The sequence below is a fragment of the Geothrix sp. 21YS21S-4 genome, assembly GCF_030845995.1.
GTDB lineage: Bacteria > Acidobacteriota > Holophagae > Holophagales > Holophagaceae > Geothrix.
In genome coordinates this window covers 1154595-1175974 of sequence record NZ_CP132719.1, presented here as the reverse complement: position 1 = coordinate 1175974, position 21380 = coordinate 1154595, and the positions used below count along the sequence as shown (strand labels likewise).

At 69.9% G+C, this 21380-nt stretch carries 22 protein-coding genes and 1 tRNA gene; 8 read left to right on the top strand and 15 right to left on the bottom strand.

Annotated features, from left to right (window positions below; translation table 11 throughout):
* The first annotated feature begins 31 nt into the window (after positions 1 to 31).
* Positions 32 to 2959, top strand: a complete 2928-nt coding sequence (locus RAH39_RS05300; RefSeq protein ID WP_306591764.1) for a TonB-dependent receptor — start codon at positions 32 to 34, stop codon at positions 2957 to 2959.
* Positions 2960 to 3019: 60 nt separating this feature from the next.
* On the opposite strand, the gene truB is transcribed toward RAH39_RS05300, so the two are convergent.
* Both truB and rbfA read right to left on the bottom strand, forming a co-directional pair.
* Positions 3020 to 3916 (bottom strand): tRNA pseudouridine(55) synthase TruB, encoded by an 897-nt coding sequence (truB, locus tag RAH39_RS05295; RefSeq protein WP_306591763.1) that lies wholly within the window; start codon positions 3914 to 3916, stop codon positions 3020 to 3022.
* Entirely contained in the window at positions 3917 to 4309 is a 393-nt protein-coding gene (rbfA, locus tag RAH39_RS05290) for a 30S ribosome-binding factor RbfA (RefSeq protein WP_306591762.1), read from the bottom strand.
* Between the two features lie 46 nt (positions 4310 to 4355).
* On the opposite strand from rbfA, the gene RAH39_RS05285 reads away from it, so the two are divergent.
* The 3 genes from RAH39_RS05285 to tpiA are packed head-to-tail and all read left to right on the top strand — an operon-like array spanning position 4356 to position 7090.
* Positions 4356 to 5078, top strand: coding sequence for a class I SAM-dependent methyltransferase (locus RAH39_RS05285; protein WP_306591761.1), 723 nt, complete (start codon positions 4356 to 4358; stop codon positions 5076 to 5078).
* A 60-nt stretch (positions 5079 to 5138) separates the two neighbouring features.
* Positions 5139 to 6335 (top strand): phosphoglycerate kinase, encoded by a 1197-nt coding sequence (pgk, locus tag RAH39_RS05280; RefSeq protein ID WP_306591760.1) that lies wholly within the window; start codon positions 5139 to 5141, stop codon positions 6333 to 6335.
* Between the two features lie 8 nt (positions 6336 to 6343).
* Positions 6344 to 7090: a triose-phosphate isomerase gene (gene tpiA / locus RAH39_RS05275; protein WP_306591759.1), complete on the top strand. Its 747-nt coding sequence runs from the start codon at positions 6344 to 6346 to the stop codon at positions 7088 to 7090.
* Positions 7091 to 7175: 85 nt separating this feature from the next.
* On the opposite strand, the gene RAH39_RS05270 is transcribed toward tpiA, so the two are convergent.
* Positions 7176 to 7868 (bottom strand): zf-TFIIB domain-containing protein, encoded by a 693-nt coding sequence (locus tag RAH39_RS05270; protein WP_373467342.1) that lies wholly within the window; start codon positions 7866 to 7868, stop codon positions 7176 to 7178.
* 41 nt (positions 7869 to 7909) lie between these two features.
* Complete coding sequence (locus RAH39_RS05265; protein ID WP_306591757.1) at positions 7910 to 8677, bottom strand: hypothetical protein; 768 nt, start codon at positions 8675 to 8677, stop codon at positions 7910 to 7912.
* Between the two features lie 137 nt (positions 8678 to 8814).
* Here RAH39_RS05265 and aroF point away from each other — a divergent pair, with 137 nt between their 5' ends.
* The 4 genes from aroF to RAH39_RS05245 all read left to right on the top strand — a co-directional run bounded on the left by aroF (position 8815) and on the right by RAH39_RS05245 (position 11500).
* Positions 8815 to 9846, top strand: a complete 1032-nt coding sequence (gene aroF, locus RAH39_RS05260; protein ID WP_306591756.1) for a 3-deoxy-7-phosphoheptulonate synthase — start codon at positions 8815 to 8817, stop codon at positions 9844 to 9846.
* A gap of 38 nt (positions 9847 to 9884) precedes the next feature.
* Positions 9885 to 10199: a preprotein translocase subunit SecG gene (gene secG, locus RAH39_RS05255; RefSeq protein WP_306591755.1), complete on the top strand. Its 315-nt coding sequence runs from the start codon at positions 9885 to 9887 to the stop codon at positions 10197 to 10199.
* 67 nt (positions 10200 to 10266) lie between these two features.
* Positions 10267 to 10352 (top strand) — tRNA-Leu (locus RAH39_RS05250).
* A gap of 50 nt (positions 10353 to 10402) precedes the next feature.
* Positions 10403 to 11500, top strand: coding sequence for an A/G-specific adenine glycosylase (locus tag RAH39_RS05245; RefSeq protein ID WP_306591754.1), 1098 nt, complete (start codon positions 10403 to 10405; stop codon positions 11498 to 11500).
* Here RAH39_RS05245 and RAH39_RS05240 read toward each other — a convergent pair.
* The 11 genes from RAH39_RS05240 to RAH39_RS05190 all read right to left on the bottom strand — a co-directional run bounded on the left by RAH39_RS05240 (position 11469) and on the right by RAH39_RS05190 (position 21369).
* A complete protein-coding gene (locus tag RAH39_RS05240) occupies positions 11469 to 12452 on the bottom strand; it encodes a GHMP family kinase ATP-binding protein (RefSeq protein ID WP_306591753.1) in 984 nt (327 codons plus the stop codon). The genes RAH39_RS05245 and RAH39_RS05240 overlap by 32 nt on opposite strands.
* A 4-nt stretch (positions 12453 to 12456) precedes the next feature.
* Positions 12457 to 13179, bottom strand: a complete 723-nt coding sequence (locus RAH39_RS05235; protein ID WP_306591752.1) for a tetratricopeptide repeat protein — start codon at positions 13177 to 13179, stop codon at positions 12457 to 12459.
* A 73-nt stretch (positions 13180 to 13252) separates the two neighbouring features.
* On the bottom strand, positions 13253 to 13966 hold the full coding sequence (gene pal / locus RAH39_RS05230) for a peptidoglycan-associated lipoprotein Pal (RefSeq protein WP_306591751.1): 714 nt from the start codon (positions 13964 to 13966) through the stop codon (positions 13253 to 13255).
* Positions 13967 to 14030: 64 nt separating this feature from the next.
* The gene (locus tag RAH39_RS05225) at positions 14031 to 15314 is read right to left on the bottom strand and encodes a beta-propeller domain-containing protein (RefSeq protein WP_306591750.1); all 1284 of its coding nucleotides are present in this window, start codon (positions 15312 to 15314) and stop codon (positions 14031 to 14033) included.
* 43 nt (positions 15315 to 15357) lie between these two features.
* On the bottom strand, positions 15358 to 15717 hold the full coding sequence (locus RAH39_RS05220; protein WP_306591749.1) for an NUDIX domain-containing protein: 360 nt from the start codon (positions 15715 to 15717) through the stop codon (positions 15358 to 15360).
* Positions 15717 to 16568, bottom strand: a complete 852-nt coding sequence (locus RAH39_RS05215; protein WP_306591748.1) for a ribonuclease HII — start codon at positions 16566 to 16568, stop codon at positions 15717 to 15719. The genes RAH39_RS05220 and RAH39_RS05215 overlap by 1 nt, the downstream gene beginning before the upstream one ends.
* Before the next feature lie 28 nt (positions 16569 to 16596).
* On the bottom strand, positions 16597 to 17268 hold the full coding sequence (locus RAH39_RS05210) for a glycosyltransferase family 2 protein (protein WP_306591747.1): 672 nt from the start codon (positions 17266 to 17268) through the stop codon (positions 16597 to 16599).
* On the bottom strand, positions 17265 to 19064 hold the full coding sequence (locus RAH39_RS05205) for a M61 family metallopeptidase (protein ID WP_306591746.1): 1800 nt from the start codon (positions 19062 to 19064) through the stop codon (positions 17265 to 17267). The genes RAH39_RS05210 and RAH39_RS05205 overlap by 4 nt, the downstream gene beginning before the upstream one ends.
* Positions 19065 to 19083: 19 nt before the next feature.
* A complete protein-coding gene (locus tag RAH39_RS05200) occupies positions 19084 to 19785 on the bottom strand; it encodes a TetR/AcrR family transcriptional regulator (protein ID WP_306591745.1) in 702 nt (233 codons plus the stop codon).
* A gap of 71 nt (positions 19786 to 19856) precedes the next feature.
* Positions 19857 to 20711: an EamA family transporter gene (locus tag RAH39_RS05195; RefSeq protein WP_306591744.1), complete on the bottom strand. Its 855-nt coding sequence runs from the start codon at positions 20709 to 20711 to the stop codon at positions 19857 to 19859.
* A 22-nt stretch (positions 20712 to 20733) separates the two neighbouring features.
* Positions 20734 to 21369, bottom strand: coding sequence for a DUF2520 domain-containing protein (locus tag RAH39_RS05190; protein ID WP_306591743.1), 636 nt, complete (start codon positions 21367 to 21369; stop codon positions 20734 to 20736).
* Positions 21370 to 21380 lie beyond the last annotated feature (11 nt).

Sequence of the window (21380 nt, the reverse complement as noted above, 5' to 3'; positions counted from 1 at the left end):
CTTGCCGCCATTTTTTAGATAGGAGTTTTCCATGAGTCGAGTCCTTAGCCGGCTTGGTCTCACCTCCCTCGCCCTCATCGCGGGAGGAACCATCGTCCAGGCGCAAACCACCACCACCGGCGCGGTGAACGGGTCCGTCCTCGATTCCAAGACCGGCGCGCCTCTGGCGGATGCGGTGGTCCGTCTCGAATCCGGGCAGATCAGCCGCACCACCCGAACGGGCGCCGACGGCCACTATTCCGCGGGCCTCCTGAACGCGGGCGCGTGGACCGTGTCCGTCACGAAGCCGGGCTACTCCGCGTCCAAGCAGTCCGTCCAGGTGAGCATCAACACCGCCACCACCGCCAACTTCAAGGTCGCCCACGAAGGAGGGGCCACCGTGGAAGTGGTGGCCGCCACGTCCACCATCGACGCGACCAGCACCACCACGGGCTCCAACTTCTCCTCCGACGCCGTGGCGATGATCCCCAAGGGCCGCGAATTCGCGGAAATGGCCTTTATGGCGCCCGGGGTCACGGCTTCCGGCTTTGGAAACAACAATGGCAACGGCGGCCTGGGCCTCGAGATCTCCATCGCCGGCGCCTCCGGCGCGGAGAACTCCTTCTCCGTGGACGGCCTCAAGACCAACGACATGCGCTACGGCGGCCAGAGCGTGGCCATGTCCAACGAGTTCATCGACCAGGTGGACATCCAAACGGGCGGCTACAAGCCCGAATACAGCGCCATGGGCGGCGTCTTCAATGTCCTCACCAAGTCCGGCAGCAACGAGTTCGCCGGTTCGACGTGGGCCACCTACACCCCGCGGGCCCTCTCCCCCGATCCGAAGGGAACGCCCTGGTTCCGGGAACTCCCCGCGTCCAGCGTGATGGACGTGGGCGCGTGGGTGGGCGGCGCCTTCATCAAGGACAAGTTCTTCTACTCCATCGGCCTGAACTACGCGCACACCGACAGCCCTTCCTACAACAATCTCGGGGGCCTCGCCGTGGGCGGGACCAAGACGCCCGCCTACCAGTTCATGGGCAAGTTCCAGTACTTCCTCAACACCGACAACCAGGTGACGCTGAGCTACTTCGGCAACAACCAGACGGCCACCCAGGAGCACGGCAACGCGCCCAGCAACCTCTTTGATGGCCGCGGAACGGCGGACACCAGCGGCGACACCAAGAACAACTCGAACAACTTCAACCTCATCTGGGACTCCACCCTGTCGTCGTCCCTGAACCTGTCCGTGAAGGCCGGCCAGGCCCACCTCCTGAACCAGGTGACGCCCAACGTCTCGGCCCCCCTGATCCGAGACCGCACCTATTACGATGTGGGCGGCCCCGGCTATGGTGAAGCGGATCCCCTTACGTATTGGGCCGCTGGTGGGGGCAGCAACCTTTCCAAGGAAACCAACACCACCACCCAATTCACGGCGGACCTGAGCTGGGCCCTCAGCAGCCACAACCTCAAGTTTGGGTATTCCTACTTGCGCTCCAACTATGCCGACGATACCCATCGGAACGGCGGCGTGACCTGGATGCTGCAGAATTCCTCGGGCAACCTGCGGGCCATCCAGAACCTCTATGACAACAACTCCGAAGCCAATGCCTACTTCCAGGCGATCTACGCGCAGGATACCTGGCAGGTGAACAAGGACTTCAACCTGTTCTACGGATTCCGCGCCGAAGACCAGAAGCAGATCGGCGCCAACGGCCAGACCTTCATGCACTTCAAGTTCTCGGACTACGTCCAGCCCCGCCTGGGATTCACCTGGGATCCCGTCGGAAAGGGCATGACCAAAGTCTCCGGCAGCTATGCCTGGTACTACATGCAGATCCCCCAGCGGATGGCCATCCGGACCTACGGCGTGGAGTACTACCATCTCCTCTATTACGGAGGTGGGGACACCCCCAATAGCACTGCCACCTACAACCGCACCACCAATCAGGTGACAGTGACGGGCTCGCCCTACGCGGACATCGACTACTCCACAGGTTGGAGCCGCGACCCCATTGCCGACGGCACCAAGCTGCCCAAGCGCACCGAGATCCTGCTGGGCATCGACCACCAACTCAACACCAATCACAGCCTGGGCTTCCATCTCCATTACCGAAAATTGACGAACCCCATCGAGGACTCCGAGATCACGGACATGGAAGGCTATGCCATGGATCCTGCCGATCCCGGCTCCCGAGCCCAGGGTGCGGACGGTCCGGACGGCTCCGGCCCTGGCGGCGGACAGGCCATCATCTGGAACCCCCATGCCGGCTCCGTGACGTGGACTTCACCCTTCAATGGCCAGAAGGTAACGGCTGCCAACAGCCTCTATCCCGAGGCCTACAACGAATACAAGGCCGCCGACATTTCCTATACCTATAAGACCTCCGATGCCTTCTTCTTCTTGGGCTACACCTGGAGCCGGGACTACGGCACCTACGAGGGCCTGATCAGCGCCACCAACGGCCAGCCGGATGGCGGAATCACCGCCTCCTACGACTTCTGGCCCTACGTCGGCACAGGCTACCTTCCCACCGACCACACCCATCAAATCAAGGCCTACGGCTACAAGAAGTTTAAGGTGGGCACGGGGGACCTCTCCCTCGGCTTCAACTTCCTGGCCCAGTCCGGTCGGCCCTACAGCCAGCAGGACGACGGTTCCACCAGCAATCCCGTCCTTCCCGATCCCGGCGGCTACATGAACGCCGACTTCCAGGACCTGAAGATGGGCAACAAGGGGCGCCTTCCCTGGCTGACCCGGTTGGACCTCACGGCCCACTACGAGATTCCCCTCAACAACAAGATGAAGCTCGAGCCCCTCATCGAGGTCTACAACGTCATGAACCACCGGCCCGAAACCTCGGTCCTGGAGCAGTACCTGGATCGTTACGGCAACCCGCAGCCGGCCGGACGCTATGCCTCCGCAACCGACTACCAGCCCGGCCGTTCCTTCCGCTTCGGCGCCAAGCTGCGGTTCTAACCACAGCGCTTCAACCCGAGAGGCCGCCTTTGGCGGCCTCTCGTTCGTTTGGAACGATCCTTACAACCCGCCCCGCAGATTGGCGAAGGTTCGCAGGCCGTCTTCGACCGGTCGGAGGAGGGCCACCAGCCGTCCCTCGTGCAGGGCCCGGAGGGGGGCGCCAGGATTGGGGAAGCCTTCCGGAAGGGACCACATGGCGGGGTGGGATTCCCCCACCGGGATGGCCCGGCCATGCGCCAGGTGGGCGGCTTCTTCGTCGGATAGCAGACGCGTCGGACACCACGGTAGGAGGTCCGCACCGGCGATCAGGCGCTCACCGCCCTCCCCGGGATCGCGCCAGGGGCCGATGGCGGTACGGCGGAGAGCGGTCAGATGGGCTCCGCAGCCCAGGGCGCGCCCCAGGTCCCGGGCGAGGCTGCGGACGTAGAATCCGCCGCGGCAGGTGAGCTCCAGGGTGCTGCGCCGCGGGAGGTCGTGGCCGAACCAGCGCGCCGATAGGAGGAAGACCCGGCTGGGCCGCATCACCACCTCTTCCCCGCGGTGGGCCTTCTTGTAGGCCGCCTCGCCGTCGATCTTCTTGGCGCTGGTGGCGGGAGGAATCTGGTCCGTCCACCCGAAGAAGGGCGCGAGCACCGCCTCCAGCATCGCCGGCGTCAGGGCGGCGGCGGAGCCCTCCGAGACGGGCTTGCCGTGCAGATCGCAGGTGTCGGTCTCCACCCCCCACGCCACCTCGGCCACGTAGGTCTTGGGCAGGGGGTGCATCAGCTCCATCAGCCGCGTGGCCTGGCCCGCCAGCACCAGCAGGAGCCCATCCGCGAAGGGATCCAGCGTCCCCCCGTGCCCCAGGGCCAGCTTCTTCTGGCCGGCCTCGAAGGCCCGCCGCTTGAACCCGCGCACCACGTCGAAGCTGCTCTGGCCCACCGTCTTGTGGACCAGGTGGATTCCGGATTCCACCATTCAGGCTTCTTCCGCGTCGGGCTCGGCGGGCCGGGCGGCGCGCTCCTTCTCGATTTCCGCGAGGAGCGTCTCCAGGTGGTTGCCCTCTTCCAGGGTGCCGTCCGGGAAGAACCGCAGTTCGGGGACGCGGCGCATCTTGAGGCGGGCGGCCAGCTGGCTGCGGAGGAAGCCCGCGGCGCGGCCCAGGGCCTTGCGGGTGAGGGCGTCCTGCACCTCCTGGTCGCCCCCGTTGGCGGGCAGCACCGTGAAGTAGACCCGGGCGATGCTGCGGTCGGGGGTGAGGCGGACGGCGGTGAGCGTGAGGAACCCGAGTTCGGGATCGCGGAGCTCCCGCTGGATGAGGTTCGACATCAGGAAATGGATCTGGTCTTCGAGGCGCTCGGGGCGTTGCATGGGCTTCCTTCCTTCCGCATTCTAGCTGGCCTGCTAGCCTGAGCCGATGGTCGACTGGTTCGAAGAGTGGTTCGACGAGGACTACGCCCTGCTCTACGCCCACCGGGACGCGGAGGAGGCGCGGCTCGCCGTGGGCCAGGCTCTGGAAGCCGCGCCCGAACTGGCCTCGGGCCCCGTCCTGGACCTCGGGTGCGGCGCGGGCCGCCACCTGGAGATCCTCCGCGGGACGAATCCCCTCGCTTTCGGGATGGACCTCTCCCGCGCCCTGCTGCGGCTGGCGCCGACGCACCTGAGGCCGTGGCTGCTGCGCGGCGACATGCGCCGCCTGCCGGTGAAGGCGGGCAGCCTCTCGGGGATCTGCCTGTGGTTCACGCCGTTCGGGTACTTCCCCGATGCCGAAAACCGGCGCCTGGTGCATCAGTTGGCGGACCTCCTCCGCCCCGGGGGCGTCCTGGTGATGGACTACCTCAACGCCGGCCTCGTCACCCGGACCCTCGTGCCGGAGGACATCCTGGAGCGCGCCGGGGTGCGCGTCCTGAGCCGCCGCGGCTTCGAGGGCGATCGCCTGGTGAAGCGGATGGAGCTGACCCGCCTGGACACCGGCGAGCGGCGCGACGCCCTGGAGAGCGTCCGCCTCTACCTGCCGGCGGACCTCCAGGAGATGACCGCCGCCGCGGGTCTCCGCCTCCGCCGCGCCATGGGGACCTATGCGGGCGACGCCTTCCACGCGGACAGTCCCCGGTGGATCGGGATCTTCCGCAAGGACTGACGCTAGGCTCCGGGCCGCCCACTCCGCCACAATGGAACTTTCCATTCGCAAGGAGCAACCATGGGCTTCCAGTCGGTGCGGGATCTCGATGTCAAGGGCCGGCGCGTCTTCCTCCGGGCGGACCTGAACGTACCGCAGAAGGAAGGGCGCATCACCGACGCCACGCGCATCCGCGAGACCCTGCCGACCCTGAAGCACCTGCTGGAGGGCGGGGCTTCCGTGGTACTGGCATCGCATCTCGGCCGCCCTGAGGGCAAGGGCTTCGAGCCCGCCTACAGCGCCGCGCCGGTGGCGGCCTGGCTGAAGGAGCAGGGGATCGATTGCCGTCTCGCCAGCTACGTGAACGGCGAGGCGGTGGAAGCCGAGGCCGCCGCGCTGAAGCCGGGCCAGGTGCTCTTGCTGGAGAACCTCCGCTTCGAGAAGGGCGAGACCAAGAACAAGGAGGACTTCGCCGCGGGTCTGGCCAAGCTGGCCGATACCTACGTGAATGACGCCTTCGGCGCCGCGCACCGCGCCCACGCATCCGTCAGCGGGATGGTCGCCCACTTCCCCAAGGATCGCGTGGCGGCGGGCTTCCTGATGGAGAAGGAACTGAAGGCCCTCGCCAAGGTGACGGAAAGCCCCGAGAAGCCCCTGGTGGTGATCTTCGGCGGCGCGAAGGTCAGCGACAAGATCGAGCTGATCCAGAATTTCCTGGGCAAAGCCGACGCCATCCTGATCGGCGGCGCCATGAGCTACACCTTCCTCAAGGCCCAGGGTTTCCAGATCGGAAAGAGCCTGTGCGAGGAGGACAAGCTGGACCTCGCCCAGGACCTGCTCAAGCGGGCGGAGGCCGCGGGAACGCGCCTACTGCTGCCCCTGGACCACGTGGTCGCCGCCGAATTCAAGGAGGACGCCGACTGCGCCATCACGGTGGACCAGAACGTCCCCGAGGGACGGATGGCCCTGGACATCGGACCCGAGACGGTGGCGGCCTACGCCGCGGAGATCCGCGCGGCGAACACCCTTCTGTGGAACGGCCCCATGGGCGTCTTCGAGATGGCACCCTACGCCAGCGGGACCTTGAGTGTGGCCGAAGAATTGGCGGACGCCGCCGACCGCGGCGCGTTCGTCCTGGTGGGCGGTGGCGACAGCGTGGCCGCGGTGAACAAGGCGGGCGTGGGCCCGCGCATGTCCCACGTCTCCACCGGCGGGGGCGCCAGCCTGGAATTCCTCAGCGGCCTCGAACTGCCGGGCGTCGCCGCCCTGTCCAAGTGAGCCGCCCCATGCGCTGCGTCGTCGCCAACTGGAAGATGAACCTCACCGCCGCCGAAGCCGCGGCGTTCTGCGAAACGCTGCTCGAGCGGATCACACCCCAGTCGAGCATGGGCCAGGGCGTGGAGGTCGGAATCGCGCCTCCGTTCACCATGCTGGGGCTCGTCAGCAGCCTCGTGCGAACCCGGGGAATCGAAGTCTTCGGGCAGAACGGCCACGCCGAACCCAAGGGCGCCTTCACCGGCGAGGTCTCGATGCCCCAGCTCCGGGACGCGGGCTGCTCCGGCGTGCTCCTGGGCCACAGCGAGCGCCGCCAGTTCTTCGGGGAGACCGATGCCGCCCTGGCGAAGAAGGTCAAGGCCGCCTGGCAGTGGGACCTCCTGCCGGTGCTCTGCATCGGCGAGACCCTCGAGCAGCGGGACGCGGGCCGCACGCTGGAAGTGCTCGGACAGCAACTGTCCATCCTGGCCGAGACGGGCCCCGGCCCCCTCCGGGTGGCCTACGAGCCCGTGTGGGCCATCGGGACGGGCCGCCGCGCCGAGGCCGGCCAAGTGGAGGAGGCCCACGCCTTCATCCGTGCCGAACTGCAGCGCCATCTCGCGGGCACCGCCTACGAGGTGCCCATCCTCTACGGCGGCAGCGTCACCCCCGACAACTTCCCCGAGCTGCTGGCCATCCCCGAGGTCTCCGGCGGCCTCGTGGGCGGCGCCAGCCTCGACCCCGTGAAGTTCGCGGACCTGGTGGCCCAGGCGGGCTGAGCTTCAGCCTCATCCGTTCAAAGGATCACCGCCACGGCACCAAGAAGAGTCCGTTTTGTCTCTTGGTGTCCTTGGCGCCTTGGTCTCAATCCCGGTGAAAAAATCCCGCCACTTCGTGGACCAGCGCGACCAGTCCCGCCGCGCCCAGCCACAGGTCGCCGGACGCATCCGGGCGGAGATCGAGCGGCGCGTCGGAATGGTTCTGGAAGGAGACCGCGGCGCGGCGGACCTCCTTCAGCTCCTGGATCTCCCGCTCCCGGGCGCGGTCCAGGCCACCTCCGGCGATGAAGGCCAGGACCCGCCGCAGCTCGTCCCGGTCGAACCACAGGCCGTGGTCCCGACACACATCCAGCACCACGCCGGACCGCTTGGCGTAGTTGACGCGGTTCATCCGCTGGCCGCAGGCGGGGCACGGGCGGTAGCGGACGGGCTCCAGCGCGCCCCCCGGCGGCGCGGCAAGCGGAGGCAGGGCGCCCAGGACGGCCCCTTGGCGCTCGCGGCTGGCCCCCAGCTGCTCGAAGACCGCCCGATCCAGCCAGAGGCCCCCGCAGGCTGGGCAGGCGCGGGTATCGAGGTCCCCGATGCGGGCGGCGGCGAGGGATTTGGCGCAGGCCGGGCAGGACGCGCCGTCCGGAGTGGCAGCGGCGCGGGGCGCCAAGTCGGCGCCGCAGCCCGGGCAGTGGGTGGCGGAGAGGGGCGCCAGCGCGAAGCAGGCAGGACAGGCCACCGTCGCCACCTGGGCGCGGCAGTAGGAACACTGGGGAGCGTCCGCGGGCACGGGCGCCCCACAGCCCGCGCAGCGGAGGGTCCGCGCCTCCATCAGTCGCGGTGGGGTTCGGGCGCGGGAGCCGGTTCCTGGCTGCGGGCGGGGCTCTCCTCCCGCCGGGGCGCCGGCTCCTGGTAGAAGCGCTGGCCGGTCCCGCGCGTCCACTGGAACTGGACCGACAGCTTCTGGACCACCACCCGGGCGAAGCCCTTGGCCTCCTCCTCCCGGATGCGGCCGTCGTCGTCCCGTGAGCCGGACGGCAGCGGATCCATGGCTTCGATCACTTCCATGGGCTCGATGGCATCCACCCACAGCGGCTCGGAGAGGCCCTCCTTCACCAGGGAGACCTGGGCCCGCACCACCTGGGGCTGGTAGCCCAGCCGGTCCCGGCTCCGCTCCTGGTGGATGGCCGCGTGGGTCCCCGCGAAGAGGCCCCAGAACAGGCCGTCCATCACCGCCCAGCCGCCCCGGCTGCCGCCGACCGCGCTGATGGCGCCCACCGCGGCCCCCGTCGCGACGCCGATGGCGGCGGGGCTGGGCTGGCCCGGCGCGGGCCGGAGGTCGCGGATCTCCACCCGCAGTTCCGCGGCGCCCACGGGGGGCTTCACGCCCTCGGGCACCACGGTCACTCGGGTGGCCAGCCGGGCCCGGAGGGCGGAGGCGTATTCCTTCTGGAAGCCCTCGCGGTCGGCGAGGCCCTCGGGCAGGGTCACCGAGACGCTCACCGGCGCGGGCCGCTGGCGGAAGGCCTCCACTTCGGGCCGGGTGCAGCCGAGGATCAGCGCGAAAGGAGCGAGGAGCAGGACGGGAGCGCGCCGCATGGGACCTCCGCGGTCCAGTCTGGATGCGGGTTCCGCTCCTGTCCAGGTCGCGGGCGGCGGGGGGTAGAATCGGGCTTTGCCGCGGGATTCCCGCTTCAGCCGCACCCTGCGCTCCTTCCCGCTATTGAGGCCCCTTCATGCTCATCCTGATGCAACCCGCCGCCACGCCCGACCAGGTGGCCGAAGTGCTCGCCCTGCTGGATTCGGCGGGCATTCGCGCCCACGTCCACGAGGCGCCGGATTCCCTCAGCATCGTCGCGCCCCACGCGTCCCAGGCACTCAAGGCCGACCGGATCGAGCCCATGGCGGGCGTGCGGCGGGTGGTGTCCCTCACCAGCCCCTACAAGCTGGCCAGCGCGGACGCCGCCGCGGGCCGGACGGTGGTGGACGTCCGCGGAACGCGCATCGGCGGCCCCGACCTGGCGCTGGTAGGCGGCCCCTGCGGCGTGGAAAGCCGCGAGCAGCTCTTCACCGTGGCGCGCTACGTGGCGGAAGCCGGGGTCAAGCTGCTGCGGGCGGGCGCCTTCAAGCCGCGCACCAGCCCCTACGCCTTCCAGGGCCTTGGGGTAGAGGGACTGCGCCTGCTGGAGGAGGCGCGCCGGGAATTCGACCTGGGCATCGTCACGGAGGCGACGGAGGTGGAGACCTTCGACGACGTGGAGCGCAGCGCCGACATGGTGCAGATCGGCGCCCGCAACATGCAGAACTTCGCCCTGCTCCGCCGCGCCGGGCGAAGCGAAAAGCCGGTCCTGCTGAAGCGCGGGCCCGCCGCCACCCTGGAAGAGTGGCTCTACGCCGCCGAGTACGTCCTCAGCGAGGGCAACCGCCAGGTCGTCCTGTGCGAGCGGGGGATCCGCACCTGGTCCGATCACGCCCGCAACACCCTGGACATCAGCGTCGTCCCCGCCGCCAAGGCCCTCACCCACCTCCCCGTGATGGTGGATCCCAGCCACGCCACCGGCCGTCGGGACCTGGTGATCCCCTGCGCCCTGGCGGGCGTGGCCGTCGGTGCCGACGGGCTGTTGGTGGAGACCCACTGCCATCCGGAGAAGGCCCTAAGCGACGGGCCGCAGGCGCTGCTGCCCTCGGACTTCATCCGCCTCGTGGCCCAGGCCGGCGCCGTCCACCGCGCCCTCCAGGGTCCCAGCCTGACGGGCCTCTGGATGTAACCCTTCTCCCATGCGAGACTAGGGGGTTCGGAGTTGACATGAATGGCCTCGCCCTCGCGCTTCTGATTTTGTTCGGCGTTCTCCTCATCGGGACGATCCTGCTCCAGCCCGGCACGAAGGGCGGCCTCGGCGCGTCCTTCGGCGGCGGTGGAGCGAATTCCGCCTTCGGCGCCCAGGGCGCCACGCCCTTCCTGTCCAAGGCCACCTACTGGCTGGCTGCGGGCTTCCTGGGGACCACTCTCCTCATCGAAGTCCTGATCATCCGCGGCAACCGCTCGGTGCTGGAGAAGATCGCCGACAAGCCCGCCGCCTCCGCGCCTGCGGCGCCCGCCCAGACCCCCGCGCATCCCTAGTCGCGGATCGCGCGAAACGGGGCATTGACCGCGTTCGCGCTTTGGGTGAAGATGAATGTTCCGCGCTGCCCGCGTGGTGAAATTGGTAGACACGCCATCTTGAGGGGGTGGTGGCCACAAGCCGTAGCAGTTCGAGTCTGCTCGCGGGCACCAAACGAAAAGAGCGCCTTCCGGCGCTCTTTTGCTGTCAGCCGAAAGCGCCCATGCCCTGGCCCGTTTCCCCCGGATTCCTCGCTCCCCTCGCGCCGTGGTTCGATCGCGTGCGGCGGGACCTGCCGTGGCGGGCCGCGGATCTGGACGCGCCCCATCCCGATCCCTACGCCGTCCTGGTGTCGGAGCTGATGCTCCAGCAGACCCAGGTGGCGACGGTGGTGCCCTACTTCGGCCGGTGGATGGCCCGATTTCCCACGCCCGCGACCCTCGCGGAGGCCGATGAGGACTCCGTCCACAAGTTGTGGGAAGGGCTGGGCTACTACCGCCGCGCCCGCTTCCTGAAGGCGGCCGCCGCTTCCGTGGCAGCGGAAGGCTGGCCCGGCGATCTGGAGGGGCTGGCGACTCTCCCGGGCCTCGGCCCCTACACCGCCGCCGCCGTGGGCGCCATCGCCTTCCAGTGGCCCGCGCCCGCCCTCGACGGGAACGCCTTCCGCGTCCTGGCGCGGCTCCTGGAGATCGAAGGCGAGCCCAAGGCGCAGGCCGCGGAACTCCGCGCCTGGCTCGCGCCCGCATTGGAGACCCACGGCCCTTCGCGCCTGACCCAGGCCCTGATGGAGCTGGGCGCCACGGTCTGCGCGCCGCGGCCGGCCTGCGGCGCCTGTCCTCTGGCGGATCGCTGCGGCGCCCGCCGCTCCGGACGCACCGGCGAGATCCCGCCCGTCGCCAAGCGGGCGAAGCCCCGGGCCTCCATCCTGTGGCTCCTGGCCCTCGAAGCGGAAGGCCACTTCCTGCTGCATGCGCCCAGCGCCGAGGGGCTGCTGGCAGGGCTGTGGCGCTGGCCCACGTTCGAGGCGTCGGCGTTTCCGCCTCAGCCGGCCGCCGGCGAATCGAGCCTCACGGCGTGGCCCGGCTGGACCCAGGTCTACACCCACCGCCGGGAAGCGGTGAGCCCGCTACATCTCCGCGCGAAAAACTGCTTCGCGCCCGGCCCAGGCCTCCGCTGGATCGCCGCCGCCGACCTCTCCGCCCTGGCCCTTGGGAAGCGGGATCAGCGCCTCCGCGACCTCCTGACGGCCTCGGGACAGACGCCCTTGGAAGCCCCGGAGGTCGCGGCGCTCATCCGCGCCTGTGCAGCCCCTTCGGCGTGATCCGCACGTCCAGCGGCGGCAGTTCCATCTCGCGCAGGGCCCGCTCGGCCGCTTCCCGGTGCCCGGGCTTCGCCACCAGGATGCAGCAGCCGCCACCGCCGGCGCCGCAGGGCTTCATCCCCGCGTACCACCCCTCGCGCAGGCCGCGGTCCCGCACGGCGCGCATGGCGTCGGTCTCCACGGCGGGCGAAAGATCGCCGCGGGCCCGGCCTTCCCGCTCCAGCAGCGCGGCCACGGCGGCGGGATCCGACGGCAGGACGGCGGCCATGTCCCAGGCGATGGCGCGGATGTCGGACAGGGCCTGTCGCGTCCGGAGATCGCCCTCGATGAACCGCTTGTAGGCTTCCCAGTTCGTCATGCCGGAATGGTGGGGCTTGCCGGTGTAGAACACGACGAGGTCCGCCAGCAGGCCGAGATGCGGCTCCAGCCGCTCCCACCGGGGTTCCGGCTGGTCCCAATGGAGAGCGAGAGCGCCCCCCAGCGCCGCGGGATAGTAGTCCTGCCAGCCGGCGGGCGTCTGGAGCTCCCGGCTCTCCAGGTCCCGCAGAAGGGGCACCCGATGCGCCAAAGCTTCTCCGGCCTCCTGTCCCAGGGCCGCGCCCAGCAGGCCCACGCCCAGGCAGGAGGACACGCCCAGGCCCGAACCCTGGGGAACGGGACTGCGGATGACCGCGGACGCGGGCGGGACGCCGGAGGCGTCCAGGACCCGCCAGACCCAGGAGAGGCCCGGAGGAGGCTCCGCAGGCCACGCATCGAACGAGAGATCGATCCCCAGGTCCCGGCTGGCGAGCCGGTGGCCGCTGCCGCCGCGGATCACCTCCAGGTCGATCCACAGGTCCACGGCGGCGTTCACCGTCAGGCAGCCGCCCATCAGGGCGTAGATGGGCCAGAGGTCGAGGGTGCCGCCCGCCAGGTCGATGCGGACGGGAACGCGCCAGGTTTCCGAGGTCATCGATTCAGAGGCCGAGATCGCTCAGCTCCTGCTGCGCGGTGCGGGCCTCGGCGCTGCCGGAGAAGCCGTCCACCAGCTCGCGGAACGCCTTCACCGCGGCGGGCTTGAGCCCCTGCTTGAGCAGGCACTGGGCGCGCTTGAGCTTGGCCGGGAGGAACTGGGGCGAGGCGGCGTGGTCGCGGATGATCCGGTCGAAGGCCTGCTGCGCCTTGTCGAAGGCCCGCTGGTTGTAGTGGCAGAGGCCCAGGAAGAACAGGGCGTCCGGGCGCTTGGGGCTCTGCGGATAGGTCTTGAGGAAAAGCTCCAGCCCTTCGGTCGCCAGCGGATAGTTGCCGCGGTTGTAGTCGAGGACCGCGGCGTTGAAGGCGCGCTCGTCCTCGGCCGCCGCAGCCGCGGGCTGGGCCGACGCGGTGTCCGCCGCGGGCCGGGAGCCGCTGCGGGGAACGCTGTTCATCCGGTTGTTGAGGGCGCGGGTGGTGTCCTGCACCTGGCGCAGGCTCTCCTGCAGGTCCGCCTGGAAGCGGCGGTCCTGGGCGCGGGACTCCTGGGCGGCCTTCTGCTCCACCTCGGTGCGCTTGTTGCCGTCCTCCACCTGCTGGCGCAGCTTGAAGACCTCCAGCTTGAGGTCGCCGACTTCCTGCTCGACGCGGCGGAGCTGGTCTTCGGAGTTGCATCCCACGGCGAGCAGCGCGGCCAGGGCGGGAAGGATCATCACGCGGGCACTCATGGGACCTCCGGCACTTCCTCATCCTAAACGAAAAAGCGGGGGCCGAGGCCCCCGCTTCCCAGGAACGGAACGTCTACTTCAGCTTGAACTCGCCGCGGCGATTCTGGCTCCAGCAGGCCTCCTTGGCCTCGGTGCACAGGGGCTTTTCCTTGCCGTAGCTGATGGTGGTGAAGCGGGCCTCGTCCACGCCCAGGGTCTTGAGGTAGGCGAGGGCGGCGGCGGCGCGGCGGTTGCCGAGGGCCAGGTTGTACTCGTTGGTTCCGCGCTCGTCGCAGTGGCCGGCGATCTCGACCTTGGCGGCGGGATAGGCCTTCAGGAAGTCGGCGATGCCCTGAAGGATGGCGCGGTCGGATTCCTTGATGTCGGACTTGTCGTAGTCGAAGTGGATCGTCTTCAGCGCGGCTTCGGCGGCGCGCGTGAAGGCGGCGGCCTTCTCGGCCTCGGCGGCGCGGCGGGCGGCCTCGTCGGCGGCGGCCTTCTCGGCGGCGGCGCGGCGAGCGGCTTCGTCGGCGGCGGCCTTGTCGGCAGCGGCCTTGTCAGCGGCGTCCTTGTCGGCCTTGGCCTTGTCCCAGCCGTCGTACCAGCCCTGCATCTTGTGGGGGTTTTCCTTGTCGTTCAGGTAGGGGTTGGTCTCCCGCGCCTTCCCGTCCTTGAACGCCTGGTAGCCCTCGTTGAAGGCCGCCTGCGTCTCCTGCTTCAGCTGCTCCGCCGTCTTGGGCGGCTTGCAAGCGAGGCTTCCGAGCGTCAGCACGATCGCCGCAGGGACAAGGTAGGTTCCGTATCGCATAGAGTTGTTCCTCCTGGATAGCCCTGAGTATAGATGGATGAAACTCAGGGGGTTGGCATAATTTTTACCGCGCGCGCGTCCACTTCGGGCTCTGGCAGTCGGGCAGTTCCGTCATGCGGACCACCTGGCGGCCCGACAGGTCGGTGGTGAAGATCTGCATGGAGCCGAACCGGTTGCTGGTGAACACCAGGCGGCGCTCATCCGGCGACCAGGCCGGCGATTCCGAGGTGCTCACGCCCGTGGTGATCTGGTAGGCCTTTCCTTCGCCCAGCTTGTAGATGAACAAGTCGAACCGGCCCTCGAAGCGGGAGACGTAGGCCACCATCGCGCCGTTGGGACTCCACGCGGGGCTCGCGTTGTACAGGCCCTCGCCGGTGAGGCGGCGGAGGTTGGAGCCGTCGTCCTGCATCAGGAACACCTGGGGACTGCCCTCCCGGTCCGACGTGAACGCGAGCTGCGTCCCGTTGGGGTTCCAGCTCGGCTCCGTGTTGATTCCGGTGCCGTCCGTCAGCCGGCGCGCGCGGCCCTTTTCGAGATCGAGGATCATGATGTCGCTGTTTCCGCGGCGGTCGAGCTGGACGAAGGCGAGGCGCTTCCCGTCCGGCGACCAGACCGGCGTCGAGACCATGTCCGCGGCTCCGTTCGCGGGATAGAGCTTCTCGTGGGGCCCGTCCTTGCGGCGCTGGCCCCACAGCGCGGGCGCCCCGCCCTTGTAGGTGACGTAGGCCAGGCGGCCGTCCGAGGCCACCGAAGGCGAGAGCGTGAGGCTGCCGTGGCGCGTGAGCTGGACGAGGTTGGCGCCGTCGCGATCGATCTGGAACAGCTCCTTCACCCCGGGCGAGACCTGGCGGACGAACACCACACGGCTGGACGCGACGCCCCGCTCGCCGGTGAGCCGCGCCACCAGATCGTCCGCGAGGGCGTGGGCCATCCGGCGCAGCGGGACCAGGCGATCCGCCTTGTAGGGTTTGGTGAACACGGATTTCTCCGCCGCCGTGTCCAGGGCCGAGGCGTCGAGCTGCAACCCGCCGCCTTCCGCCGCGCGGGCGATCCGCACCGACAGCAGCCACTGGGCGCCCGCCTCGCGCCACGCCTTGGTCGGCGCGGAATCAGCGGGAAGCCGCTCCTGCAGAAGCGCGAACACGCCGGTCTCGTCGAGGTCGCGCCGCAGCACCGCGGTGAACTCCGAGGCCACCTGGGATTCGTCCACCCCGGAGACCTTGGGCGCCGTCATCGCCAGGACGAGCTTCGCGCCGCTGGAGGCGCTCAGCACCACTTCCGTGGGTTGCTGGGCCGACAGACCCAGCGCGGCGGCGCACAGGAAGGTCCGAACGAGGAATCGCAGCATGGCATCTCCGGGCCTGAGGGAAATCCAGGTTATCAGATGCGCTTCAGGCGCCTCCGAGGAGGCGGAGCAGCGCCGCGTTCGCGGGCGGAATGGGCAGGCGCCGGATCTCCGCGAGCGTGAACCAGCCCCACGCCAGGGGCGTCCGCGGCGCGCCTGGGGCCTCGACGCGGAAGGGATGGAGCCGCACGGGACCTTCCAGGATCGGAAGGGGCCACGCGTCCCGCATCTCCAGGCCCATCTCCTCGGACAGCTCCCTCGCCAGGGCCTGTCGAATCGTCTCGCCCGCTTCGACCTTCCCGCCCGGGAATTCCCACAGCCCCGGCAGCACCGGATTCGAGCCCGCCCGCCGCTGGAGGAGGTAGCGGCCCTCCCTTTCCAGGACAGCCAGAGCCACGTCCCGCATCAGGGCCCGTCCGGAGCCGCCTGGGCGGGACCGGATTCCCGCGCCAGGCCCTCCGAATCCGCCAACTGGGCCAGGCGGTCCGCGTAGCGGCGGCGCAGCGTCTCCACCCACACCAGCTTGAGGCTGCCGTAGGCCGGACGGAGGTCCCGCTCCACCCACAGGCGCAGCTCGGCCACGGTGGCGCAGAGGTCCAACCCGTGGCGGAGGGCGTCGCGAAGGGCCTCGTCCACCTGCTGGAGCGCCGCCACGGGCGCGTAGCTGATGCGGTGGACGGAAGAGACGCCCAGCGCGCGGATCTGGGCGCGGTGGAGCGGCGTCCCGTAGCCCTTGTGCTGCCCGAAGCCGTAGCCCGGATGGCGCTCCTCCAGCCCGATCATCAGGGCGTCGCGGTGGGCCTTGGCGAGGATGCTCGCGGCCCCGATGGCGCAGCTGAGCGCGTCGCCGTCCACCACCAGCCGCTCCAGAAGACCCGTCCGGGGCCCGCGGTTGCCGTCGATGAACAGGATCCGTGGCCGCACCGCGAGATCGGCCACGGCGTGCCGCATGGCCATCAGGCTGGCCTGGAGGATGTTCTCCCGGTCGATGGCCAGTTCGTCCACTTCGGCGACGCCCCAGGCCGGAAGGATGGCCTTCAGCTCCGTGGCGAGGGCTTCGCGGCGGTCGGGCGACAGCTGCTTGCTGTCCCGGACCCCGCGCAGGACGTGCCCCCAGCGGCGGACCGTCTCCCCGTCCAGGACCGCGCAGGCCGCCACCACCGGCCCCGCCCAGGCCCCCCGCCCCGCTTCATCGACGCCGCCCCACGGGACGCCAGGGGGGACATTGCCGAGGTCCCAGTCGAGCGGATTGATCATCACATTGAAATTTAACAGGGATTCGGCCTCAGCACTTCAGCGAGGCCATCGCGATGAGGCAGGTGTCCAGGACCCCGCGGAAGTGGCTGCGGGGCGGGCCCGGATGGTAGATGGCGCGGATGGGGATGTGGGCCCACCGCAGGTTGCGGTCCGCGGCCTTCATGGCGATCTCCATCTCGATGGCGAAGCCGCAGGTGCACAGGTCCAGGCGGTCCAGCACCCGCTTCCGGATCATCCGGAACCCGCTCTGGCTGTCCTCCCACCGCACGCCCGCGATGCGGCCCAGCGTCCAGGTCCCCAGGGCGTTGGTCCGCCACCGCTTGGGCGGGATCTTCGCCCGCTCCAGGTAGCGGGAGCCGATCAGGAAATCCCCGTCCGGATGAACCGCCAGGTAGTCGAGAAACCCTTGGAGGTCCCGGGGATCGTGCTGCCCGTCGGCGTCGATGAAGAGGTAGAAGTCGAAGTCGTCCTCCCGCAGCCGCGCGAGACCCGCCCGCAGGGCCTGGCCCTTGCCTCCGCCGCGGCCCGGCTCCAGACGGAGCACCTCGGCTCCCGCGGCGGCGGCCAGGGCGCCGGTGGCGTCGTCCGAACCGTCGTCCACCACCAGGATCCGGTGGAGGCCGAAGGCGCGGAGCCCCTCCAGCACCCCGCCGATGTGCTCGGCTTCGTTGTGGGCGGCCAGGAGGGCGGCGATCCTCACCGGCGGAGTCCGCGCTTGATCGGCCCTCCGGGGAAGGCCTGGCCGTAGGCGGCGGCGAAGGCCGCGCGCTGGGCGAGACCCGCCCGCGGGTCGGGAACGAGGCGGTGGGTCCGCTCGGGGCTCTCGGCCACCGTCACCGAGGTCTCGAAGACGCGGCCCCGGTCCGCGGCGAGCACGGCGATCCGTCCGCCGGGCCCCGCGTCGGCCACGCACCGATTCACGTCCGCCGCGGCGGCGGTCCGCCAGCCGTCCACCGCCAGGATCTCCATCCCGAAGCTGAGGCCCGCCTCCGCCGCGGGACCGCCGGGCGTCACGTTCTGGATGGTGGGGGCGGGGGGCGACAGAGTGAGCCCGATCCAGGCCTTGGCCCGGCGGACAGCCGCCGGATCGCCGGCTTCGTCCGGAGCAAGGCCCTCCCACAGCGCCTTCGCCTCCAGCGCGAGGCCATAGGCCCGCGCGATCGGCGCGGGATCCAGGTCCGCGCGCCCGGAGATGTAGGCCTCCCAGAAGGGCGCGGCGGGTTTCCCGGACAGCTCCTCGAAGGCGCGGCGCACGTCCGCGTCGGTCAGGCCGCCCTCGCCGTGGCGCTCCCACAGCCGCGCGAAGAGGTCCGGCAGGCCCGCCTTGCCGCGGCTCCCGTGGCGGATTTCGGCGTCCATCAGCCAGCCGACCATCGCGCCCTTCTCGTAGTAGCTCACGGAGCTGTTGGGACTGAACTCGTGGGGCTTGTAGAAGCGGATCCACGCGTCCCAGCTGGATTCCTCCAGGCTCTGCTCCAGGCGGCCGGGGCGCTGCACCTGCTCGCTCCACCCCTTCGCGAGGTCTTGGGCGGCCAGGCTCCAGGGCACGACGCCCGCGCGGAGGACGATCAGGTGCTCCATGTAGGACGTGAACCCCTCGTGGAACCACAGGAGCTTGATGGGGTTCTCGCGGCTGTAGTCGAAGGGGCCGAGGAGCGGATCGCGGAGCCGCTTCACGTTCCAGGCGTGGAAGAACTCGTGGGCCACCAGCCGGTAGAGCCGATGGTAGCCCTCGGGCCGATCGAAGCCGTGGCAGTCGGAGATCAGGCTGGTGCAGTCGCGGTGCTCCAGCCCGCCCCGCACCTTGGGGGCGAAGGTGAACAGGAACAGGTAGCGGTCGAAGGGGAAGCCGCCGAAGATCGCCCCCGCGGCCTCGACGATCTTTTCCGTGGCTTCCGCGATGCGGGTCTCGTCGCCGTTGTGGGCGCCCGTGAACGCCAGGTCGAAGGTCGTTCCGCCGGCGCGGAAGCTGCGCGCGCGGAAGGTCCCCACCTCGAAGGGAGAATCGATGAGGGTGTCGAGGTCCTTCGCCAGGTAGGCGCCGCGGCGCTTCGGAAGAACGGAGGCCACCTTCCAGTCCGCCGGGAAGCCCTCGAAGCGCACTTCGTAGGGCCGGTGCGCCTGGCCTTCGAGGTAGAGGAACGTGGGCGCCGGAATGATCTGGGCGTGGGCGGCGTCCACGTGGTTGGTGCGGACGGTGAGGTCGTTCCCGTAGACCCGGTAGCGGACGGTCAGATCCGCCGACGAGGCGGGCAGCCGCCACCGCTGCTTGTCGAGCTTTTCCAGGGGGCGTTCCTTCCGCCCGCTGCCCGCGCGCACGCGGTCCACGAAGCGGGCGTAGTCGCGCACCAGATAGGAGCCCGGCGTCCACGCCGCCATGGCCGCCACGGCGCCCTGGGCCACGGCTTCCGCGGGAAAGGTCAGTTCCACCTCGAACAGGTGCTGGGACAGGTCCAGGGGCCGGAGGACGGCGAGGATGGGAGCGGGTCGGGACATGGCGCCTTCCTTCGGAACGTCAGCCCCGCACGCCGTGGAGCCAGCGGCGGGTCAACCAACGTACCTCGCCGTCCGTGATCTGGTAATGGGGATCGCGCAGTTTCTCCTCGATGAGCGAACCCACCAGCGAGGTGAACAGCAGCACCTCCTTGCGGGCCTCCTCCAGCCCGATCCCGAACACGTGGTTCATGAACAGGCCCAAGGGGCTGAGGCCCTTCTCCACCAGGGGCATCAGGTCCCGGAAGGTGGAATCCGGCGAGGGCACGGCGATGGACCGGAGAATGAATCCCGTGAATTCCTGGCTCTCCAGAAGGAGGTCCAGGTAGGCGCGGACCAGCGTTCCGCAAGCGCGATCGATGGCTTCGGCGCCCTTCACTGGCGCCGCCAGGACGGGCTCCACCATCGCCTGGATGCGCACGGCCATGCTTCCGAGGGCCACCAGGCAGAGCTGGCGGAAGAGCCCTTCCTTGCTGCCGAAGTGGTAGTAGAGCGTCGGCTTCGAGACGCCCGCCTCCTCGGCGACCTCCTTCACCTGCACGCCGTCGTAGCCCTTGGCGGCGAAATGGGACAGGGCCGACAGCAGCAGGCGGGCCTTGAGGTCGCCCTCCCCGCTCAGCCGTTCCAGGGCCGCGCGGAAGCTCCCCCGGGCGCCGACGCCCAGCGTCTCGGGGCCGAAGACCGGCATCATCTCTTTGAGACCATGATCGGGAACGGTGGCCATTGCTGCCTCGGATGAAGAGGGTCCAGCATGCCACGAACGCCCTTACCCGGGGTTAAACGACCCCTTCATCGTCATCTTCGCTTCCGCCCCGGTCCCAGGCCGTTCAGGGCCAAGGCGCCGGCGATCACGGCGCCCCCCGCCGCCAGCCGCGGCCAGTCCACGGCCTCCCCGAACACGAAACCCGAAGCCAGGATGGCCAGCGGGATCTTCAGGTTGTTGAGCACGGCCAGCGTCCCCAGATCGGTCCGGCGGGCCCCCGCGTTGAACAGGAAGAACCCCAGCCCCGAGGCCACGGCACCGAGGTAGAGAAGCACCGCCGCCTGGTCGGGTCGGAGGTGCGCCACCTTCGCCCACGCGATGGAGGGGCCCAGGAACGGGAGGGCCACGGCGGCGGCACCGAGGTAGAGGACGCCCATCAGCTCGCGGTCCGCCCGGCCGGAGCGGGAAGCCACCCGGCGGTACAGCACCTGGCCCACCGCGAAGCAGAGGTTGGAGGCCTGCATCAGCAGGAAGCCACGGAGAAGCCCGGTCCGGCCCAATCCCGTCCATACGCAGATGCCGGTGCCTACCACCGCCAGGGCGGCGGCCGCCAAGGGCCGCCAGGAAGGCGCCCCCTCGAACAGCTCCCCCGCCAGGGTCACGAACAGGGGCGTGAAGATGGTGAAGAGGGCCACCTCCGAAGGGCGGAGCCAGCGGTACGAGGCGATGTAGAGGGCGTACATCAGCCCGAACTGGAGGGCTCCGATGCCCGCGAAAATGAGGGTCCGCCGCGCGCCCAACCCCCGCGTCCGCAGGAAGGGGAGGAAGACCAGCGCCGCCAGGACCGTCCGGGCGGCGGTTACGAAGGGCGCGCCCAGGTCCGCCACCCGGGCCGTCAGCCCGAAGGAGAGGGCCCACAGGACCGAGACGAGGAGCAGCTGGATCATGGGACTCCGGAAAGAGGCGGCTTCAGCGGAGGCTGCGGCCCAGTTCCAGGAAGATTCCCCGCCAGGGCTCCGGCAGGGCCTCCGCGTCCCGGGCGACGGTGGCGTCGTCCCCTCGGACGAAGGGCCCCGTCCGGCCTTCCGCGCCCAGCCGGGCCACGTTGCGCAACGTGGCTTCAGCGAGGGGTAGGATTCCGCGGCCGGGGAGCGCCACACCCTGCGCCCGCAGCAGGTTCTCGGCCCCCAGCCACAGGGTGGCCGCGTGGCCCGAGGCCAGGACCGCCGCCGCGTGGTAGAGGGGTTTCAGCTCCGCGGGCAGGTCGAACGCCGCGAAGCCCAGGTCGCCGAAGGCGCGCCGCAGCCCGTCGGGCACGGCTCCGGTGATCGCGAGGGGCGTGCCCGTCCAGTCCCGCGCCTCGCCGTCGAAGCTGGTGAGGGGATGGGCGCTGGGCACGCCCGGCAGATGCAGGCTCCCCGCCAGATGGACGCAGCGTCCGGGAAAGGCCTCCGCCAGTTCCGCCACCGCCCGGTCCGGCACCGCCAGCAGGACCAACCCCTCCGGCCGCGAACCGTGATCCGCCAGCGCGGCCCGGCCTCCCCATGCCGCCGCCAGCGCGCGTCCCGCGCGGCCCCGCCCCAGGATGGTGAATTCGACAGCCATGGGAACAGTGT

Bases quoted from the DNA above. Each gene is read 5' to 3' on its own strand.
- RAH39_RS05190 (WP_306591743.1), bottom strand. From the start codon at position 21,369: ATGGCTGTCGAATTCACCATCCTGGGGCGGGGCCGCGCGGGACGCGCG.
- rbfA (WP_306591762.1), bottom strand. From the start codon at position 4,309: ATGCAACGCCCCGAGCGCCTCGAAGACCAGATCCATTTCCTGATGTCG.
- pal (WP_306591751.1), bottom strand. From the start codon at position 13,966: ATGCGATACGGAACCTACCTTGTCCCTGCGGCGATCGTGCTGACGCTC.
- pgk (WP_306591760.1), top strand. From the start codon at position 5,139: ATGGGCTTCCAGTCGGTGCGGGATCTCGATGTCAAGGGCCGGCGCGTC.
- RAH39_RS05300 (WP_306591764.1), top strand. From the start codon at position 32: ATGAGTCGAGTCCTTAGCCGGCTTGGTCTCACCTCCCTCGCCCTCATC.
- RAH39_RS05265 (WP_306591757.1), bottom strand. From the start codon at position 8,677: ATGCGGCGCGCTCCCGTCCTGCTCCTCGCTCCTTTCGCGCTGATCCTC.
- RAH39_RS05285 (WP_306591761.1), top strand. From the start codon at position 4,356: ATGGTCGACTGGTTCGAAGAGTGGTTCGACGAGGACTACGCCCTGCTC.
- RAH39_RS05215 (WP_306591748.1), bottom strand. From the start codon at position 16,568: ATGATCAATCCGCTCGACTGGGACCTCGGCAATGTCCCCCCTGGCGTC.
- RAH39_RS05245 (WP_306591754.1), top strand. From the start codon at position 10,403: ATGCCCTGGCCCGTTTCCCCCGGATTCCTCGCTCCCCTCGCGCCGTGG.
- RAH39_RS05225 (WP_306591750.1), bottom strand. From the start codon at position 15,314: ATGCTGCGATTCCTCGTTCGGACCTTCCTGTGCGCCGCCGCGCTGGGT.
- RAH39_RS05220 (WP_306591749.1), bottom strand. From the start codon at position 15,717: ATGCGGGACGTGGCTCTGGCTGTCCTGGAAAGGGAGGGCCGCTACCTC.
- RAH39_RS05205 (WP_306591746.1), bottom strand. From the start codon at position 19,064: ATGTCCCGACCCGCTCCCATCCTCGCCGTCCTCCGGCCCCTGGACCTG.
- RAH39_RS05200 (WP_306591745.1), bottom strand. From the start codon at position 19,785: ATGGCCACCGTTCCCGATCATGGTCTCAAAGAGATGATGCCGGTCTTC.
- RAH39_RS05240 (WP_306591753.1), bottom strand. From the start codon at position 12,452: ATGACCTCGGAAACCTGGCGCGTTCCCGTCCGCATCGACCTGGCGGGC.
- aroF (WP_306591756.1), top strand. From the start codon at position 8,815: ATGCTCATCCTGATGCAACCCGCCGCCACGCCCGACCAGGTGGCCGAA.
- RAH39_RS05235 (WP_306591752.1), bottom strand. From the start codon at position 13,179: ATGAGTGCCCGCGTGATGATCCTTCCCGCCCTGGCCGCGCTGCTCGCC.
- truB (WP_306591763.1), bottom strand. From the start codon at position 3,916: ATGGTGGAATCCGGAATCCACCTGGTCCACAAGACGGTGGGCCAGAGC.
- secG (WP_306591755.1), top strand. From the start codon at position 9,885: ATGAATGGCCTCGCCCTCGCGCTTCTGATTTTGTTCGGCGTTCTCCTC.
- tpiA (WP_306591759.1), top strand. From the start codon at position 6,344: ATGCGCTGCGTCGTCGCCAACTGGAAGATGAACCTCACCGCCGCCGAA.
- RAH39_RS05195 (WP_306591744.1), bottom strand. From the start codon at position 20,711: ATGATCCAGCTGCTCCTCGTCTCGGTCCTGTGGGCCCTCTCCTTCGGG.